Origin of the sequence: Catalinimonas locisalis (genome assembly GCF_038039535.1) — a bacterium.
Classification (GTDB): domain Bacteria; phylum Bacteroidota; class Bacteroidia; order Cytophagales; family Cyclobacteriaceae; genus Catalinimonas.
In genome coordinates, this window is sequence record NZ_JBBPHP010000003.1 from 343,286 (window position 1) to 362,999 (window position 19,714).

At 37.0% G+C, this 19,714-nt stretch carries 15 protein-coding genes; 1 reads left to right on the top strand and 14 read right to left on the bottom strand.

Features of this window, described 5'->3' with window-relative positions; translation table 11 throughout:
- Positions 1 to 16 precede the first annotated feature (16 nt).
- From WJR50_RS07295 to WJR50_RS07360, 14 genes are all read right to left on the bottom strand, one after another.
- The gene (locus tag WJR50_RS07295) at positions 17 to 1,078 is read right to left on the bottom strand and encodes a glycosyltransferase family 4 protein (protein ID WP_341292586.1); all 1,062 of its coding nucleotides are present in this window, start codon (positions 1,076 to 1,078) and stop codon (positions 17 to 19) included.
- A gap of 231 nt (positions 1,079 to 1,309) precedes the next feature.
- Entirely contained in the window at positions 1,310 to 2,326 is a 1,017-nt protein-coding gene (locus tag WJR50_RS07300; protein ID WP_341292587.1) for a sulfotransferase family protein, read from the bottom strand.
- A 42-nt stretch (positions 2,327 to 2,368) separates the two neighbouring features.
- Positions 2,369 to 3,220: a glycosyltransferase family 2 protein gene (locus WJR50_RS07305; protein WP_341292588.1), complete on the bottom strand. Its 852-nt coding sequence runs from the start codon at positions 3,218 to 3,220 to the stop codon at positions 2,369 to 2,371.
- 40 nt (positions 3,221 to 3,260) lie between these two features.
- Entirely contained in the window at positions 3,261 to 4,583 is a 1,323-nt protein-coding gene (locus WJR50_RS07310) for an O-antigen ligase family protein (protein WP_341292589.1), read from the bottom strand.
- Between the two features lie 411 nt (positions 4,584 to 4,994).
- Entirely contained in the window at positions 4,995 to 5,759 is a 765-nt protein-coding gene (locus tag WJR50_RS07315; protein ID WP_341292590.1) for a glycosyltransferase, read from the bottom strand.
- A gap of 155 nt (positions 5,760 to 5,914) precedes the next feature.
- Entirely contained in the window at positions 5,915 to 7,186 is a 1,272-nt protein-coding gene (locus WJR50_RS07320) for a glycosyltransferase family 4 protein (protein ID WP_341292591.1), read from the bottom strand.
- Entirely contained in the window at positions 7,183 to 8,004 is an 822-nt protein-coding gene (locus WJR50_RS07325; protein ID WP_341292592.1) for a glycosyltransferase family protein, read from the bottom strand. The genes WJR50_RS07320 and WJR50_RS07325 overlap by 4 nt, the downstream gene beginning before the upstream one ends.
- A 138-nt stretch (positions 8,005 to 8,142) precedes the next feature.
- Positions 8,143 to 8,964 carry an FkbM family methyltransferase gene (locus tag WJR50_RS07330; RefSeq protein WP_341292593.1) on the bottom strand — a complete coding sequence of 274 codons (822 nt, stop codon included), beginning with the start codon at positions 8,962 to 8,964 and terminating at the stop codon, positions 8,143 to 8,145.
- A gap of 40 nt (positions 8,965 to 9,004) precedes the next feature.
- The gene (locus tag WJR50_RS07335) at positions 9,005 to 9,775 is read right to left on the bottom strand and encodes a sulfotransferase family 2 domain-containing protein (protein ID WP_341292594.1); all 771 of its coding nucleotides are present in this window, start codon (positions 9,773 to 9,775) and stop codon (positions 9,005 to 9,007) included.
- Positions 9,776 to 9,823: 48 nt separating this feature from the next.
- Positions 9,824 to 10,756: a nucleotide-diphospho-sugar transferase gene (locus tag WJR50_RS07340; protein ID WP_341292595.1), complete on the bottom strand. Its 933-nt coding sequence runs from the start codon at positions 10,754 to 10,756 to the stop codon at positions 9,824 to 9,826.
- Positions 10,757 to 10,760: 4 nt separating this feature from the next.
- Positions 10,761 to 12,101 carry a flippase gene (locus tag WJR50_RS07345; RefSeq protein WP_341292596.1) on the bottom strand — a complete coding sequence of 447 codons (1,341 nt, stop codon included), beginning with the start codon at positions 12,099 to 12,101 and terminating at the stop codon, positions 10,761 to 10,763.
- Between the two features lie 2 nt (positions 12,102 to 12,103).
- Positions 12,104 to 14,488, bottom strand: coding sequence for a GumC family protein (locus tag WJR50_RS07350; protein ID WP_341292597.1), 2,385 nt, complete (start codon positions 14,486 to 14,488; stop codon positions 12,104 to 12,106).
- Positions 14,489 to 15,740: 1,252 nt separating this feature from the next.
- Positions 15,741 to 16,442, bottom strand: coding sequence for a DNA-binding domain-containing protein (locus WJR50_RS07355; RefSeq protein WP_341292598.1), 702 nt, complete (start codon positions 16,440 to 16,442; stop codon positions 15,741 to 15,743).
- 1,000 nt (positions 16,443 to 17,442) lie between these two features.
- Positions 17,443 to 17,910: a VanZ family protein gene (locus WJR50_RS07360; RefSeq protein WP_341292599.1), complete on the bottom strand. Its 468-nt coding sequence runs from the start codon at positions 17,908 to 17,910 to the stop codon at positions 17,443 to 17,445.
- A gap of 251 nt (positions 17,911 to 18,161) precedes the next feature.
- On the opposite strand from WJR50_RS07360, the gene WJR50_RS07365 reads away from it, so the two are divergent.
- Positions 18,162 to 19,439, top strand: coding sequence for a capsule assembly Wzi family protein (locus WJR50_RS07365; RefSeq protein WP_341292600.1), 1,278 nt, complete (start codon positions 18,162 to 18,164; stop codon positions 19,437 to 19,439).
- Positions 19,440 to 19,714 lie beyond the last annotated feature (275 nt).

The following is a 19,714-nucleotide window of genomic DNA, read 5'->3' on the forward strand; positions in this document are numbered from 1 at the left end:
GAAAAAATACATATGCTCATAGTAAATTCCCAGTCAGTTGCAACTGCTCCCTGACTAATTTAGCTTTATTATTTGTTGCTATTTCCTTGATGTAGCTGAAGTTAAACTTACCCATAGCCTCTCTTTTTGCTGGATGTTTATAAAAGAAAACGATAGAATCGGCTAATTCATTAACCATATCGTTTTCGTTCAGAACAGGTACTTTTCTTCCTCCTTCGTCGGGCACTGCCGTTTTTGCTCCGTGCAAATCAAGGGTAATGATAGGAAGTCCATAGGCCATAGCCTCAAAGAACTGTTCACCTAATGTTTCCCGCAAAGGACAAAAAATGAAAGCATCATTTTGCAAGTAAGCTTCTTTGACTTCACTATGTGGAACCTGTCCTTTCCAGACTACTCTTTCTTCAAGCCTAAGCTTCTTGATCATTTCAGGTAAATATTTGCCTACGGGGCCATCTCCATATACAGAGAGTATAATTGGTATGTCAGAAGATACCTGGGCTAATGCCTCCAGTACTAGGGGCAAGCCTTTTCTGAAAAGTAGCCTCCCTACCCAAATTAAACGCAGAGCACCACCAGGACTTCGATGGGGAAAGGTTTCAGGAAGATCCTTATTGCTAAGGTTAGGGTCATTGATAAGCACTGCTTGTTGGGCATCATACTTATCCACCAGAATTTTAGTATCTTGATTGTCCACTAAAATCAGGCTGGATTTCTGTAATGTCTTCTTCGTATTCCTATTAAAGATTAAAAGAAGATTACTAATAAGTTTTCGTTTTTGTTCTGTTCTCCATCCTTCTAGAAAATAAGGCTTTAATAAATCCGGAGCAAACTGTCCACCACCAGTGGGTCCAAAAACGAGAGGTATTCCCAATCGCCATAAAGTGGTACCCTGCTGAATACTACCCCATGATACATGATGTGCAAAATCAAATTTGATTTCTTTAATTAACTCTTTTGCCTTTAAGAAAACATAATGTAACCAAAGCCAGTAATGAGCATATACCCATATTGCTCCATGCCCATACTTTTTTTCTAAAAACATTGGAAGTTTTATAAATACAAAATGAACATTTTTCATAGGTTCTTCCCTGAGAAATTTACTAATGCCCTTTTTCCCTCTTATAGAGGTAAGACACCACACTTCATTCTCAGAGGTAGCATATGCCCTTAACCATGACCAACTTCTCCCATATTCACTACCACGAAAAGGGTCGCATTCATAAGCGGCAAGTAGTATTTTCAAATTTTTATACTTTAAAGAGAATAACTATTATGTTTTTTCCTGCATTTTAACTTCATAATTGAGTAATCATTCACCACGAGAAACTGATGACAATGCCGCTCTTTGCTTTGCTTCTTGGTAAAACTTAATATCTCTTCGGTTATACCTAAAACTGTTAAATTTATTTGCGATTATATATAAAGGTACTCTAATAATATTGAAGAGTGTATTTTTCGTAATTTCATACTCAATTTCATAACTATACTTTTGCAAATAAGGGCAAGCAATAAGTTCGTAAAAAAATCTTTTCCAGGAAGGCATGCTTACTTTGTACTTTAGAATATTACTTTTGAGCAATGGTTTACTAATATTTTTATGGATACCAAGTCTATGTTCTTCCAAAACGCTTTTTTCTCTTTTCATACCAGAGGCCGCAGCCGGGCTATATGAAAAATTCAAAAAGGTAAAAATGTTCTTTAATGTCTCATCAGTCTTCATTATTAAATCTTCGTAACGAAGTTCATACACTTGATTATTATTACTCTTTTCTATTCTCCTCAATCCATCAATCCAGTATAGTGCATTTGCTAATATAGTATTTGGACCAAACCTCTTCCGTTTTGTTATCTTTTTATGAATGTCTTGATATGAGAGGCAGACATCTCGACCATCACGAACTATGTGAATTATTTTAGCATTTGGAAAAATGGAAAATATCCGATCAAGATGAGCAATCAGTACTGGAGCTTTTACGCCCCACGGAATATCTGATTTACCAATTTGATCTAAATAGCTATAGTAAATACTATTATTAATCTGAGCGAAGGTACTAGGCCTATTTTCCCTAAGATAATTATAGATATAGTTACAATCCATTCCCCAACCTTCGTCTTGTGAACTCCTAATAAAAAGGTGAGTGATAATCCATAGATCATCTTCAGTATAAGCTTCTTTTCTCGAGTAAAACGGAAACCCTCTAACTAGAAAATCAGATTCATGGGGAACATAAATATTCTCAGTTCCATTTAAAAAAGATCTCAGTAGGGTTGTACCAGATCTACCTGAACTCACTATGAAAACTGGTGACTTGTTGACCTTAAGCATATATAAAGAAATTTAAAAAAATTAGGGCAGGCTGCTAGTTGTTTATACCCAATAACCGAATATGCGTCTCAAATAACCCATAACCAGGCGAGTTGGTATTGCATATGGGGGGCAATTCTTAAATGTAAATCGTGTAAAATCTGTTAAGTTTCCTCCACCGCTCATACTAAATAAATGATTGTAATAATTTCCTAAACTCTTTTGCTCTTTATTCATATAGCTGCCGCAGGCCTCTGGAAAGGAATATATTACTGCATCTAGGTTGCAGAATACCTCAAAACCCTCTTTATAGGCATTGTAAACAAAATCAAAGTCAGCTAGATAATGGGGAAATCGCTTTTGGTCAAACAAACCAATTTTGAGAAATACTTCTTTTGGTATCCACAAACCTCTTCCGTGAAAGAAAGAGATCTGTTGAATCCCTTTGAGATTATCATGAGGTATTTTGTCTAGTAACTGTACTGCATTGTCCCATAACCAGTTTGGAGAGTGCCCAGCGTATAAAGGGCGCTTCGTTTCCATATCTACCTCTAGTGCACCAAAAATAGCTGAAGGTTTACGCTGAGCATGTTTTACCATCTCTTCTATTAGGTTTGACGGTGCGATAGTGTCATCATTTAGGGTAAAAACATAGTCCGCCCCTAATTCTAACGCTTTTTCAATTCCTAAATTAATTCCTCCAGTCCACCACAAATTTCCATCACCCTTCACTACCTTCACGTCGGGAAAATGGACTCGTAACATTTCACTGGTGCCGTCAGTCGAACCATCGTCTACTACTATGATATTGAAGTGCTTGAAAGTCTGTTTTTCCAGTGACTCCAAACAATTCCTGGTAAAGTTTACACGATTGTGCACCGGTATCACTACAAAAATTTCACCTATGCTCTCCATGTTTGATTTTTATTTAGTTAGAAAAAGCTCACGATAATTTTTACACTTGCTTAGTGATGTTGTTCGTTTTATAGTTCAAGTAAACTACATATTCATTTTTGAGTAGTATTACAACAGCTGATATAAGCAAAAAAAATGTGGTATGGGGATGGTTATACACTCCAATAGCACTTTCAAAAATACCTGAGAAAGAAAAATAAATCAGAAAAGTTAGAAATACTAGACTTGACTTTATACCTGCACGGTATAAGTCAAGGGCATGCTTAGCAGTAATAAAAATGATGCCCAAAAGGGATAATAACCCTAAGTAGCCCGCATCCAATATGTATTGAAAGTACATATTATGTGTTACCTTACCAGGAAATATCCAGGCCCATTCCAAATAAGCATCAGATGTGATATGACCCACCTGACCATAACCAACTAAATCATGAAAGTCAAAACTCCTTAAAGCCACTAAGCATCCTTCCCAGATATAGGTTCGACCGTTAAGCGTAAAAATATCTTCTCCACTTCTGGTAAAAGCTGCTAACGAATTAGCATTAGAATGGAGTAAAATTTGAATAAGAGGAAAACCTATTGAAATTAAAAAAGGCAAAAAGGTAATTGAAGGCAGCAGTTGTAATACTCTAAGTTTCTTGAAAAGAAAAACAAAAGCTAAGGAAATAATAATACTTAATACTACACCTCTCACATCAGCCAATATGAGAGCATATCCAGTTACAATGACTACAACTAATAGAATTCTTTTTCCGCTACCAGCGTATAATCCTAGAAGAAGTGCTTGAAGGGTAAGCACAATCACATCTCCAATAAGTAGAGAAAAGTTATTATGGTGCCCCCCCAATACAAAATTGATACGTTCAATAGCAAGTCCTAATACACTACCTACTACCGAAAAAGTCTCTCCACCTTCCCCACCGGAAGTCACACCTAACAAATACAGCATAATATCTATGGAAATGAACAAGGAAGTTGCTAAAATGATCAGAAATATGATTTGTTTGACAAAAGACTGAAAATCTTGAGTTCTTTTTCTGTAGTACACAATAAACAGGTAAACATACAAAACAAATAGAAGGTACATTAGAGGAGTAGTATAAGTACCAATTTGAGACATTTCATTATTGCTGTCCCGTAAAAAACTTAACAATAAGATACACAAAAATATACCATATATTAGGAACGACCTATGATTGACCAGTCTCCCTATATAAAAATATCCACGGTTAAAAAATCCATGCTGAATAATTCCAATAATCAACAATACATAGGGCAGTGCTTTGATGAAAGAGATACCCAAAAAAACAGATAAGGGTTTACTTGAGAGAAAGACAAGAAGGACGACTACGAAATAAATCATTTACATTAGATTAGATACTAAGAGCGTGTTTGAATTTGATTAAGTAAGTTTATTGAGCATAATCTGAATCATCATTTATGAATTTTTTAGATAATAAGTAAGCATGGTCTTTATCTAATCTGCAATAGCTTGGGTGGCCTTCGCCCCTGTATCTCTTCTTTCGCTTCATACCATATAGCATAGAACGTTTCTCATATATTATGCATTCTTTTGCGCTTCTGTTCTTGGGCATCAAGCATATTTTAAGCAATTTTTTACTGGATCCTGGTTAAATCACTGGGTTAATTTTTCATCGTGCAATGGTCGCTCTGGCAAATTTGATCTTTGTCATAATATACTGATACCTGTTTTTCTAAGCTCAGATTTCCCAACCCATTCTAAACTCTACAAACTACAATTCAATTTTTCTTTTCAGCCCAAGTAATCCTTCAATTTAACAAAATTGTCAGCAGGCTTAGTAAACCATTTTTTCATCAAACTTTCTTCTTCAAGTTGTATGTTGTAGTACTTACTAACCATATCACACATAAAGTTTACGTATTTACTACGATCTTTTTGTAGCTTGCTTATGGTTATTTCCCTGATTTCATTAGGGTCTATTGCTCGTTTTATGATAGACTCAACTCCTTTTTTAACAGCATCAGGATTATCCGCTACTAGCTGGCAGAAATCATTTTCGTAATACTGATCTCTCCCCCCTTTGCTGGAAGTACTTACCACGGGTAATCCACTAAGTAGATACTCCAGGCTAGCCAACATGGGACCTTCCTCTTTAGATAAGCATAAGCCTACTTCCGATTGACTGTAGAGCATACTTTTTTCTTTTTCGTTAATCCACTTGCTGTTAAAAAAAGCATGTTTCATTTCCGGATATTCCTGATGTAAATCCCACTGCTTAGCGCCACTTTTATAGGTCATGATATACAGCCTCTCTATACCGGCGGCCAGAGATATCCGCTTAAAATCTTTAAGCTGAGCGGCATAGACCGCATCATATTGTTTGGCGTTTTTCTGCAAAACATAATTGTTTTCATCAACAAAAACATATGCTGAACTTTTAAAGCCAGGGATTCCTAATAACTTACGATATTTCTCTTCGGTATCTGTATTGACTACCAACAAAGGGCGAATTCCTATTTTCTTTAGTTGATTAAACTTATATTTTAGCTTACTCATTCTGAGTGCGGTTCCCTGAAACCAGGCACAATGCCAAAGCATAATATCTGGCTTCCGGGGTGAATCTATTACCGCTTGCCATGCGTCGTCCCCCCATAAGGCAACAATCTTAGGTTTATCATGCAATATATAAATGCCGTGAAACAACATAACTACTACTTTACTGTGTGACTTAATACTTTTTTATATAGTTCGATGTACCTTTTTGTCACCATCCGTATATCAAATGTTTGCTCTATCTTAGCTCTGGCTTCACGGGAAAAAGTATGTAGATGCCCTGCCTGTAAAACATATCTGATACCATTAGCAAACTCCTGTACATCATATGGTTTTGCAAGATAACCATTTACTTTATGATCAATCATATCGGGATTACCTCCAATATCAAATGCTACTACCGGTGTACCGCAAGCCATGGATTCCAGAATAATGTTACTTAAGTTTTCTTCCATCGAGGGTACCAGCATCACATCAGCAGCATTATAGAGTAAAGCCAGTTGGGCATCCTCTCTCATTCTTCCAGCAAAACTCGTTGGAAAAGAGAAAGTAGGTTCGTAGGAGGATGAACTGGCACCAAACACTAGTAATTCTAATTCATCTTTATTAAAAAAACTTTCTGAAATTTCAATACTCTCCTTTAGGAGATGAAAGCCTTTCCTTTTGTCGGAAGTCGCATGCATGGCTCCGAATAATACTATTTTTTTATCATGAGGAAGATTAAGTTTTTCTCTAGCCAGATTTTTGTTTATAGGTTGGTAAACTTTGGTATCAATTCCATTAGGTAAGTTAACGATATGAGGGGTACTATCTTTAAAGATTAAACTCTCCCGCGCACTGTAAGTTAGCCATCTGCTCAAACCAATAATAGTGAGCTTATTCATCTTTGCATACGCTTTCTGCTTTCGCTTGAATACCCATCGACTCAGATCCCGGTGATTACAAGACTTGAGCACGGGACATGCTCCGCAGCCTACTTTGTACCGCTGACACCCTTTGTTGTACTGACACCCGCCAGTGAATACCCACATGTCATGCATAGACCAGACAATGGGACAATCTATTTTAGATATAGTCACCGGGTCCAGAAACCCTCCATGTATCCAGTGGATATGCACTACGTCAGGATTAATTTTCCGTATTTTCTTTAGCACGCCGGGGGCAGAAAAGAAACTAGCTGAAAAAGGGATTAAGTGCTTGCCCGAATAATATCTTGATATCAACTGGTCCGGCTTGCTTAATAGTCTGAAACGGTTGAGGATTTTGACAAGAGGAGGGTCAAGTTCAACTACCGTACTATCATCGCTTGCTTTTCTCAACGATAGCATCTGGGCGTCTACTCCCTGCTCAACCAACCCTCTATGCAGACGATAAGCGGCAATGGCGGCCCCTCCCACCGAATCAGACGTATTAACAGTCAGTATCTTCATTTTCTTGATAGAAGATATCGGTTTAGCTTATTAATGATTCTCTTGTATAGGCTCCGCTCATAAATCCACCGAAATGACTTCAAGATTTTCTCATCTACCCTTACCTCTTGCGGGAAAGCAAATTCAGTCTTTTTTGTAAGTTTGCGCTCCATGTCATTCTTCATCAGAATATCCGTATCGCAATTCGTACCGCTGCCATCAAAACCAACATTACCGATTAAAGACCTAGTGGGGCAGAGAGATAAGGCATCCTGCTTAAAGTGCGCGTAGGTAAAGCGGATTGACCAGGAGTCGATTTCACCCCTTTGCTGGGCCATCAGCATATCACTAAGATCATCTCCACCCCGGTTAAACAGCTTTTGCAAACGCTCACTTCTGGCAAACTCATTAAAATCCTCCACCTTCCAGTCTACCTGCTTCCAGCGGTCTGCCCAGGTACCCCAGCCCCAGGATGAATTTCGGTAGTTGAAGTATGCGTCATATTCATAATGATGAAACGCCTTCTTCTCAAGATAGGCGGGAGTATAGGCACTTACCGAAAATACTCTTGAATGCTCTTTATATTTATCCAACGCTTTGTTCATATACACCAAAAAAGACGGGCTGCATATAAGGTCATCTTCCAACACAATTGCTTTACCATACTTATTAACAACTTCATTAACACTGCCAATGATATTTTGGGCAAGCCCAAGATTAGATTCTCTGTAATGGACTATTACCTTTTTAAAACCCGTAACTTTTCTTAGGCATTTCCTTACCTGATTTACTTTATCTTCTTGCTCCTCATTCCTAGCTCCATCTGAAAAAATATACAATTCACTATCAATACTAAGCTTACAACCTTTAAGGGCTTCAAGGACCCTCCGTGTATGCTCAGGTCTATTGTAAACAACTAGTATAATTGGAGACAAGATCATATTTAGAAACTAATGGAAGTATAGCTTATAATAATTCTAACAAGAAAAGTTTATCATTACATCCTGAAATGCTCCCAAACTACCATATGAAGTTTTCATATTATATTCAAATCCATTTGCTTCAAATGGAGCCAGAAATTTTGAAAACTGAGAAGCTTCTTTGTTAATCCGATGGTGATACTCAATTATATATGTTTTAGAGTTTCGAATTTGGTTAGTTGCTACTAAATCATCTATAATTTCCTGCTCTGCACCTTCCACATCCATTTTTATCAAATCATAACTTTTATTTTCTATATAGGAGGAAAGGGTAGAAGTCTGGATCTTTAGAATATTATTTCCTCCTCTATTTGAATTTGTAGAACCTAGCAGAGACCCTTTATTTTCACTTAAATAAAAGTTGATACTTCCACTTTTATTAGACAGTCCGATTTTTTTTAGAATTACATTCTCAACCTTATTATCCTTAATGTTTTTTTCAAGCAAATGAAAAGCATTAGGGTTCGGTTCAAAAGCTAAAATATGGCAGGATGGATAAATTTTCTTAAAAAACAGAATAGACATTCCAATATTAGCACCACAATCAATAATTTTTGGTTCAGTATTGGAGCTTGAAAAACAGTAATCTCCTTTTGCAAAAATTTCTTTGAACAAGCAAAACAATGCTCCATATTTATAACTAGTCACCACGTACCCGAATAGCTTTTGATTTACATTATTTTTAGGTTTTGGAAATAACTCTTTTTTGATACTTAATAAACATAAGACTCTAAAAACTTCAAACTTATCTTTGAAGGATTTAAATGGGCTTCTACTTGCTAGCAGCACAAACCTTACGATTGCTTTAAATGGCTTCATTCCAATATTTATTTATTAGGTACAAAAGTCGAAGCATGCATTATTTTAAGCATGACTTAATTTTTTCAAGAAGCAAATATTCATCCTTAAGCTTTTCTCTGAGTAAGCTCAGTGAGTTTTTTGGAATATCAGCCTTATAGCCGTACGATTTGATTTTCAGTAAAGGTAATTGCAGGCTTAGCTTTGTCTCCAGTTTCTTCAGATCACTAGTAAAGTTTTCCGTAAACATAATATGATCAAGCTTCATAATATTATCAAATGCTTCAGAACTATCCAAAATGTCAGAAAACATATAGAGCTGGTTTTTTAGATGGTGCACTGGCAGGTTATCCAAAAAGTCTTCAAAACTATTTCCTAGCCATGCCCCTTCACCCTTAAAAACTGGATGGGCAGGATCATTTTCCTGATAGTACATAAGCATATTATAATGTGAAACTACTCTTTTAACGGGATCTCGTAAGCAAGTAAATTTGAAAACATGTGAAGGCAGTTGAAGCTGATGCATAGGCAAATGCGAGAATGCATAATTAAATTTACCTTTATTAATAAGCACATCGTTCCAACCTACTATAATCGCTTTATTTGAAATCAACCTACCGTTATATTTCTTAGTCAGTTTTTGATAAAACTCATCTAAATCTTCATTAACGTAATTATCAAAAAAAGCCAGATTAATAGAACTCCCTGCAGTCTTTCGTATATGATAATGATATACAGAGGGGGGGCAAAAAATCTTGTCAACTTCTTTATCTTCCAGGACATTCCTAAATGTTCTTATAGCTTTTTTTCTAACACGATTAAGAAGATTCATAGCTTGCTGATGTATTTAACTATTAAAAAGAAATGTTGGCCATTATTTTTATCCTTTTATACTAAAACCAGGAATTCTAAGTGCTCCAAGCAACTTTCGCATTAATATGACCCGCAGAATAAATCTAATAAAGTACCTTTTATCAGATACATTATCCCGTATGACAAAAGTTGGGTGCTTTAAAGGAAACTTAATCTCTTTCGCCAAATTCTTTCCCCGTATGTCTTTTCCACTTTTGGTATGGGTAGCATCCTCTCCAAAACCAAGATTAGTCACCAGATTTTTGTTGGGAACAATAGAGAGCCCCGAGTTAATAAACTTGGTATAGTCCCATTGATAATCCCACCAGTTTACTTTATCATCTTTTAGGTTTAAGGTTTTATCAGTTTTACTTAGCCGATATATTTTTTCTAAGTAATTGGAAAAATAGTTATCCAAGTATCCTTTCCGTTTAATTTCGGGGTAGCTAGAAATTTTGAAATCATATAGTTTCCAGGCACGCCGCCAGCTTGCCCATCCCCACTCATGGCTGTAGTAAGAAAAATAATAAGAATAGTCCGGATCACGTACATAACCATACTGAAAATTAGACCCTCCAATATGCATAATCCGTGTATCATGACGGTATCTCTCCAGCAGTTCTTCGCAAAAACGAAAAAAGCTTAAGGAAGGCAAACAATCATCTTCTAATATAATCCCTTCTTCTTCATGCTCAAAAAGCCAGTCTATGGCTGTTTTTGGTCCTAACCCACAACCTATATTTTTATCCCTGAAAAGTGTTTTTACTTTACAATCCCAATCTATCTGCTGAATAACGGCTCGGGTTTCATTACACAACGCTTCTTCATGCTTATTCTCTCTGGGTCCATCAGCAGCTACATACAGTTTGGTGGGTTTTGCTTGCTTAATAGCATTGAAAACCTGCTGGGTAGGCTTAGGGCGATTAAAAATAATAAATAGTATAGGAGTATGAAAAGGCATAATATTAATTCGCAGAACGTTGTCTTAAATATTTAAAAGTGGAAGAAAAAACTAAGGCTTTACTTTGCATTATAAAGGCTACATGTGTCTCTTTTGATAATAAGTATCCCAGATAAGAGGCTGTCATTTGGGAAAGAAAGGTAGCTACAGCAGCGCCTTCCACACCAAAATTCGGTATTAATAAGAAGTTTAATCCTACATTGACCACTGCTCCTAAAATAGTACGGCTCATCTTATACTTTTGTAGATTTTCTGCCAATAGCCAGTTGCCACTGGCAGTGCCCAAAAAAACAAAGATCAATGACCATACATGAATAATCATTACTCCGGAAGCAGCACTATATTCTATACCATAAAGAAAGTTGGTTAATGGATAAGCAACGATAGACATAGGTAATGCTATAAGCACCCCCACTCCCACCATTAATTCATAAAGGTTCTGCAACCTATTTTCGTATAATTCCTGATTTCTTTCCTTAGCCTGTATTACTGCTGGCATTAAAGAACTACAGATGATTCCTCCTACAAAGTACCAAATACTGGTAAATTTGATAGCTACTGCATATATGCCCACCGCTGCATCATCCAGCATATACTTGATCATTACCTGATCAATCTTCATATATACAGCTACCACAAAACCCGAAAAAAGCAATGGCCAGGAGTCTTTAAGTAATTTTTTTGCATAAGAGAGTCTAAATGACCAGTTTGATACAATTTTCTTTTGCTTCCGAAATACAATTATCAATCCTATAGCGGAAACGGTTAATTCTACTACATATACTGCTGCAAACCAAACTAAGGCAGCATTGAGCTGTATAAGCATTATTTTGATTATTGCTCCCACTACAGTTTGAAAGACTGCGACTGGCACTATTTTTTTTGCCAGTACCTGACTTTGAAAATAGGACTTAATGACATCAAAAGATTGTAAGAGTGTGGTAAATGCCAAAATAATCAATAACACACGGGAGGTATCATCTTCAGTAATAAAGGGGGAAAGGCCATAGATCATTATGATTCCCAATGCAGATGCAACAACCCTGATCGTAAAGGCTGTACCCATAAGTACAGGGTAGTTGTCAGCTTCCCGCACAAGATTTCTAGTCATAATATTCTTTATACCTAAAGAAGCAAATACTGATAAAAAGCCAATAATGCTCTGAGCGAAGCTCAACATGCCATAACGTTCTGGTCCTAGAAACCTGGCTACATACACACCTACAAAAAATGCCACCCCCAGATTAAATAGTTTTTCTAAAAGTAACCAGGAAGTGTTTGTGAAATACTTACGAAATCCCTTTGAGTTAAATAAATTGCCAGCCTTTTCCTTTAGTGTTATCATATTCATGTAGGCTGAGCATAATAGCTACGATTAGAATACTGATGACCATATTCTTTAATCACATAGCCTTCGGCATCATTCAAGACCATACTAACCTGATTCGTACCCGATAATTTGTTCAACACGCCTTTAAACATCTGCACATCAGTTGCATCATGTCTTACTACAAATAAATTCTGATGAAAAAAGGTGGTAAGGTTATAAAAGTCTGCCACCAGACCTACTGGGGGAGTATCTACAATAATTACTTCATACTGTTCCTGGGCTTCCCCAAATAACTGTTTTAACCTTTCACTTTCTAATAACCATTCTATATCCACACTAGGTTTACTGCCTCCTAATAGGTCTAAATGAGGTAAAGGAGTAGACTGGACCAATGTATCTAAATTACTTACATCACTTTCTAAATAAGTTGACATCCCAAATTCTTTGGCATTAAAATATTTATGAATACGAGGATTGCGCAAGTCAGCTCCAATTAGTAATGTCTTTCTTCTACTACGTGCATATGAAGCTGCCAGGTTAGCCGCACAAAAAGTCTTTCCATCTCCAGCCTGAGTAGAAGTAATACCTATAACCCTGGATTTTTGTTCCTGTTTTTGCCCTGCCCATTGTTGATCCAACGTAATACGCAAAAAGCGGAAGGCTTCGGCAATAGCAGATTCGGGTACTTGTATAACCGGAAGCTTATAGCCTTTGGGCGAACCGGGAATTACACCTAACATGGGTATATGCTCTATTTCCTCCAGATCACTCTTGTCTGTCACCTTGTTTTTAAAGAAATACTGTCCCCAAATTAAACCTAGAGGCAAACCTATTCCTGATAGGAATGCCAGCAAAAGCATTGTTTTCTTGTTGGGAGAAACCGGAGATTGACTACTGGTTCGCGCTTTGTCTATCACACTTTTATCAGGCAAATTAGAGGCTAGTGCCAGCCCTGCTTCAGCTTTTTTTTCCAGCAGGTAATTATAAATATTATCATTTAAAGTATATGTTCTCTCTATTCTTTTTAGATTACGTTCGCTTTCAGGAAGGCGGTTAATTTGTGTTCTGAAGCGGTTAATCTGCCGCTGATTTTCCTGCATCGCCATCTTATTAGAATTGATCCGGTTGGCAATATTCTCCATTAATGTAGAGCGGGTATTGAGAATCTTTCGTTCTAATACTTCAAGTAAAGGATTGCTCTTATTAGCACTATAGGCCTTTTCTACTTTTTCCTGATTAAGTTCTGCCAGTTCTATTAAAAGGTTATTCAAAAAATTATCTTGAATCCCCACTGAGGAAGGCGCTACTACTTCATTAAAGCTTTCGTTCCGCAACTGCTGATAGGTATATTCATAATACTCCTGCTGTACAGAAAGCTGTGCCCGTTCAGCTTCCAACTCTTGTACCTGTTCGGTTAGATTCTGAGAGGTAACACCTACATCAATAACATTACTTGAAGTACGAAAATCTTCTAAGCTTCCTTCAACTGTGCGAAGGGAATCGTGCACACTAGACAGTTGCTTATCAATAAATTCTATGGCCTTTACGCCTAATTGATTTTTTTTCTGAAGATCGTGCTCTATGTAAGTCTCGGTTAACGCATCTAAAAAAGCTGCCTCTTTAGCGGGAGATCTTCCTTTAGTAGTCAAACTTACAATATTTGATTCTTCCGCGATAGGACTAATTTCCAGTTTGTTTGTATAATTCTCAATAAGCTGCTCCTGACTGTGTATGGTAAAGAAGTAGGCTTGGCCTTCAGGCAGTACAAAGCTACTGTCCATCTCCAGATGAAAATTGATAAAACTTCCTACACACGCTTCATCTAAAGGCAGTACTTTTTCCACATTTATTTTTAGCTTATCTTGTAGGATGCGCTGTGTCTGTAAATCAAATAAAGTAGCCTCATTAGCTTCTACCGTAACTTTATAATGATCTGCATCAGGGAAGCTGATATGAATAGGTACGTTAATAACTTGAGGTTTTGTATTATCCAGTTTTATTCTAAAATTACTATCATAAACCTCTTCTTCCATCATTTTACCCAAAGGCCCAAACTTATCAGGATATTGGTAAATAGATACCGTAAAATTCAATCGTTTAAGAGCTTCCTGTACCATGCTATAGGAAGATAAAATACCTATCTCATCTTCCAGTTCAGAATTTCCCGCAAGAAGCTCCAAGCCATTCATGAATTTCTCTTGCCCTACCCCCTTATCATTCAAGCTTTGATCTTTAAGCTGCATTTTTGCCTTCACCTCATATGTTTTTGGGGCTGTTTTAAGATAAAAAAAGGCAAGAGCCATGCAGAAAGGTACACTAATCACAAAATACCACCACTTATCCAGCACATGATAGAGCACTTTTCGGATATCAATAAATTCCTGATCAGGTATATTTTTCATCTTAATGGTTATTAAAAAGGCAGTAGAAAAATCTTATTTAAAAAATAGTACTCCTATGATTTTTGTAAGTGCTGATATCAATTTTCTACCTTATTTATCAGCTTGTCTTAAATTATGCTTTGTATATGGTAAAGCAAAAGTTCAGCAATGAATCTTATCAAAATTATAAGCTTAAGTTGGATCCAACTGTACTCAACTAAGTCAAAAACCTCATGCACAGCTTTCTAAAAATATTATCTCTACATACAAATAAACTCAAGGTATTCTACAAATAAAAGTATATCTATTAAAAAAGCACTGCACGTTAACAATACATAGGTATAAAAAAGCTATAATTGCAGGAATAACTCAGCATGAGTCATAAGAAAATGACAATGTGGCATCACCATTAAAAGTTTTTAAAACAAGACCAAATCTTACATGTATTATTATGGGATTTTTAGTGAATATTCTTTCTTTTACGAATCTTTAATAAACATTAATTTCCTACCGCAGCTATTACCTATTACTCTTCAGGGCTTTTATTCATTTCATCAGAAAAAGTCGTTTGTTTATCAGCTTTTTTAAGGACAATTTATTTTAATTTGATTTTGTGGCAGTTGATTTTATATCATCACTTTTCGTCCAAACAGCAGGTGCCAGTAAAGCTCTTCCGGAAAGAGAGCACACTGTCGTACTGGGGCAGGAAAGGATAAAAGCAGCCTCAATGATTTCAAAAAAATGATAGTAGTTATTTAGCCTAAATCATTATAGCCTGAGCCGGTAAATCATTATAATGTTTTACTCTAAATGATTGTAATGAAATTCCTTAAATCATTATAATCATTTTTTGATTTTGATTGGGGGGGGGGAGCTTTTGAGAAAAGTGGAAGTGGTATTAAGAAAAAGCAAAGACGGCTCCTGGCTATTTTTTACATGGAGCCTGATCATAGGTAAGTCAACTGAGTGGCGCACTGCAAGTGGCGCACTGCAAGTGGCACACTGCAAGGGTTGCCCAGCAAGGTGTTGCCCAGCAAGGTGTTGCCCAGCAAGGTGTTGCCCAGCAAGATGTTGCGCAGCAAGATGTTGCGCAGCAAGGTAAAGAGGGAATTAACATTTTACTATGAAGCGCTAACTTCAGCATTAAGTTTGCTGCTTGAATCTGGCATTTCAAAAGCAAAAAAAAGGCTTCGGAAATTACTCCCGAAGCCTTGGCACACCGTATCATGGCACATTGCAAATGGCGCACTCTAAGTGCTTAAGTAATATAAGCCTAGCTAACGCTCAGCTTATGTTTCATCCGACCTATCCTGATCTCATTGGTCTTATTGAGCTTGTTTCTTACTTCCAGCCAGTATTCACCAGCTGCCAGCCCCTGAGGGTTCTGGAAGATTAGCTCACTGGGATTGTTACTGGCCACTATATCTACCCTCACCTCCTGGCTGTCGGTGGCATTGATCAGAAAGACACCCTGTTCCGGCTCAGCCATATCCAGCTTGATTCGCTTGCCTTTGAGCGTAGCGATACCGCCGGGCGTAATCTGCCCGTTTTTGCTCCCTGAGCTGCCATCCAGATAGTTGCGCACTTTCGGCAATACTTCCACCGGATCTACTTTTACCACTTTGATTCTCTGCGGTAGCTTTTTCAGGCGCACACCGGTAGTTACATTAATCCTCACCTTATGGCGAGTAGGATCAAAGCTGTCATCTTCATCCGTAAACACCCCTTTGATACTGGGTACAATGTTAAAAAGTCCAGTGTTGATACTGAATCCTTTCTCCAACAAACGTTCAATGGCTCTGGTATAGCTTTCTAATACCGCCATGGCCTCCGGGTGGGTGATCGTGGAATCTCCACTGATCATCTCCTCTACGATGTCTGACTCTGTCATACTGTTTCCTCCAACTATTACCGCCATACAATCAAGCGGGTCGCTGGTAAGTTTGTTATCACGTAATGAATACTTTGCAGCCATATACATATGGGTTTAATTATACATACGCTATACACTATAAATACTGTACCACCCTAAATATAAAGCGTGTTTATACATATGCTATTCTAGCAATTATTTTCATAATTACTTAAGTATTTATTGAAACATTGATCAGATATTACTATAAAATCAAAAAAAGTAGACTAAAGACAAAAAAATACCAGAAACATGCAGTGCAATTCAAACAACTTTCATGATTTACCTGAGCGTAACACTCGAGTATTAATACTATTTATCGTGTATATACACTTTATTTATTAAATTTTCCGCATGTTATTTTGCGCTTTACACACCTATATACCTACATTTACAGATATTATAAGATTCGGGAAGATTTATCAGATGAAGCAGTGACTCATAGTATCATTTTTCTCTCCCATGCATATTGTATTACTAAATTCTTATCAACTCTTAATTCGTTTTTAAGCGTTATCAAAGGAGCAATGGGTAAAGCTTGATCAACTTACTAAGGTCCATGCTGGGTGGGAGGGTTGAGACCAAATGCATAATTACCTAACTTATCAATCCTCATAAGCATACAGCATTCCTCACTACAGGCAGGACATCCTCATGCATGGAGAATAATAGGGACATATCTTCTCATTTCAATAGTTATTGGGGACCGGGAATATCCAAAATGGGATAATTGAAAACCATAGTATTTAGCCAACATGAGCCTTATTACCCTGCTATTAAAACATTCACATCTTACCACCCTTTCATGACTGTCCGATCCCTCCCATTACTCAATACAGCTAAAATCAAAAAATTTGGCTGCGTACTTACTTTGCTTTTCTTTCACACTGGGGAGGGTGTTTATCCTGAAGTAAACTAAGAATTTAAGATTAAAAATTAGAAGTTAGAGCTTTCAGCTTTGTGAGAGGGCTCCATCTTCAGGCCTTTTGCTTTCAACGCAACTGACCTTTGATCTTTTCAGAGATATTATCAGATCATCAACCTGTTCTTACTCGGATTACTCCTATTGAGTAGCATTCATTAGCAAAGGAAGTTTACAAGCTAAATGATATCCCAAAAGCGTACCCAGGCTATTGAGCAGTATATCATCTATATCAAAATGACCAGTGTTACTGATGATCTGTAAAGTTTCTACACTACTACTGATAAGAAAGCCCAAAAGTAAGGCAAGCCAATACCTTTGAGGTAAAGCATTTAATTGATATATAATCACGCCCATGGGCACGAAAAGCAGTATGTTCCCTCCTACATTGAAGAGTAATTCTCTGAGATGCCCCTGATCTCTAAACTTCAATGCGTTATAAAAGTAGTTGAAAGTAGTTTCAAAAGGTATGGGATTGATAAACCTTTGCATGTCAGGATTTGCCCGAGAGGCAGGAAGGTAAGGAAAAAAGAATAGGAGCCAGATTGCCCCACTGAGATAGAGGAGTGAGCTTATATAGAATATTTTCCTCTTATTATGATACTTCAAGGCCTTTATTTAGATTTAGTGTATATATTCAAAATCACCCATATATGTCGTGCCATTTGATCTTAAAAATAAGGTTTTCTCATTTATTACTGGCGGCCACTCTTTCTTAAACCTTTAGAAAAAAATTATTGATATCATCAAAATTTCTGTCCCAACATTTGAGAATATCTTTTATACTGTCGCTTTTCATATACAGTATAAGCATTAAAACAGCTTGGGCACAAGGTGATACACTGACCTATAGGCTTGGTTTGTATACTTCTTTGGCCACTCAGGATTATCAGTCTTTTTGGCTTACTGCTAACCAATACGACATCATATCTGATCATAAGGTAGACGCCACTTTAATGACGGCTGTAAATTACCAGCATAAATATAAATCACTTACAATAAAAACTGGGGCAAGCCTGGTAGCAAACTTTTTTTCCGGACGTTACAGAGCCGTAGAACTCTACGGCAAAGTCAAATTTAAGCACTGGCAAATTGTGGGAGGCAGAGAGATGAAGAAAGTGGGTGAAGTTGACTCATTACTTTCCAGCGGGTCATTGGCTATCAGTAGTAACGCCCTGCCTATCCCTACTTTGGGAATCAGAACCAATAACTATATTCCATTTCCTTTTGTAAGTCAAAGCTGGTTGAAGTATAAGTTTAGCTGGCTCCACGGGTGGATGGGACAGAATCGTGTACTTAAAGGAGCATACTTACATGAAAAGTCACTATACTTTAAGATAGGGGAAGAAAAACTTAATTTTTATGCGGGATTCGTACACTTCGCAATATGGGGAATAAATAATAATCAAGGAAAGGTTCAAAGTGAACTCCAAGACTATCTGAGAGTCGTTGTGGGTGCACAGTCCGGTAATTCAGGAGATCACATGGGAGTTTGGGACTGGGGAATGAATTATAGTACTTCTCAGTTTGCTTTAACAGCATATACTCAATCTATCTATGAGAGAGGGTATGTACCACAAAGCCTGGCACCTGCAAAAATCAAAGGTACAAGAATTTTGAGTCGTGACCGTTTGTTAGGAATGTCTTTCCGGTGGCAAAAAAAAAATAGTATTAACCGTATGGTATTGGAATACATAAACACCACCTATCAGGGAGGGAAAAACGCTGCTAATGGTATTTTTAACTACTATAACGATGCTACATACTTATCGGGATGGACTTACCAAGGGAGGATCATAGGTACGCCCTTATTTATCAGTAGTAAGCAACTTTCAAATTTTTATCAGAAGGAGCCAAGTGAATGGAGTATTGCCAGCAACAGAATAAAAAGCATACACATAGGAGTATCAGGTTTTGCTACTGAGCAATTAACCTACAAAACCTTCTTTACTTACACCAAACATTTTGGCAATTATCATAATGATGCTTTTTTTAGTCCTGTCAAGACAGTATTGAGTACGCTTTTAGAAGTAAAGTATCAATTGAATAATTCTCTTAGCGTCATGGCTATTTCTGCTTTAGACTGGAGGGCATTGTCTAACAATCAAGGATTGATGGTAGGATTGGAGTGGCATTAATTCCACAAAAACTCACTGATATTAAGTATGAAGACTTATTTACATTAAACTAAAAACTGGTTTTAGTCTTCAAGACTGAAATCATGAATAGGGCAAAGTCTGAGACTTTGCTTCATTTGTCCACTTCTGTTAGAAACTGAAGCGAGTATCTTGCTACAAAGCAATGATTTAAACTAATAGTGTCACCTTACTTAACTTGGTGGTGTTTTAAAAAGTATGATGCTCTAAATAATTGACAGCCAGAGACATTAGCGGTAGATTAGTATGTTATGAAG

What these genes read in the sequence shown, in the direction of transcription:
- WJR50_RS07315 (WP_341292590.1), bottom strand. Translation starts at nt 5,759, where the DNA reads ATGAGTAAGCTAAAATATAAGTTTAATCAACTAAAGAAAATAGGAATT.
- WJR50_RS07305 (WP_341292588.1), bottom strand. Translation starts at nt 3,220, where the DNA reads ATGGAGAGCATAGGTGAAATTTTTGTAGTGATACCGGTGCACAATCGT.
- WJR50_RS07295 (WP_341292586.1), bottom strand. Translation starts at nt 1,078, where the DNA reads ATGAAAAATGTTCATTTTGTATTTATAAAACTTCCAATGTTTTTAGAA.
- WJR50_RS07345 (WP_341292596.1), bottom strand. Translation starts at nt 12,101, where the DNA reads ATGATAACACTAAAGGAAAAGGCTGGCAATTTATTTAACTCAAAGGGA.
- WJR50_RS07330 (WP_341292593.1), bottom strand. Translation starts at nt 8,964, where the DNA reads ATGAAGCCATTTAAAGCAATCGTAAGGTTTGTGCTGCTAGCAAGTAGA.
- WJR50_RS07300 (WP_341292587.1), bottom strand. Translation starts at nt 2,326, where the DNA reads ATGCTTAAGGTCAACAAGTCACCAGTTTTCATAGTGAGTTCAGGTAGA.
- WJR50_RS07320 (WP_341292591.1), bottom strand. Translation starts at nt 7,186, where the DNA reads ATGAAGATACTGACTGTTAATACGTCTGATTCGGTGGGAGGGGCCGCC.
- WJR50_RS07340 (WP_341292595.1), bottom strand. Translation starts at nt 10,756, where the DNA reads ATGCCTTTTCATACTCCTATACTATTTATTATTTTTAATCGCCCTAAG.
- WJR50_RS07355 (WP_341292598.1), bottom strand. Translation starts at nt 16,442, where the DNA reads ATGGCTGCAAAGTATTCATTACGTGATAACAAACTTACCAGCGACCCG.
- WJR50_RS07310 (WP_341292589.1), bottom strand. Translation starts at nt 4,583, where the DNA reads ATGATTTATTTCGTAGTCGTCCTTCTTGTCTTTCTCTCAAGTAAACCC.
- WJR50_RS07350 (WP_341292597.1), bottom strand. Translation starts at nt 14,488, where the DNA reads ATGAAAAATATACCTGATCAGGAATTTATTGATATCCGAAAAGTGCTC.
- WJR50_RS07335 (WP_341292594.1), bottom strand. Translation starts at nt 9,775, where the DNA reads ATGAATCTTCTTAATCGTGTTAGAAAAAAAGCTATAAGAACATTTAGG.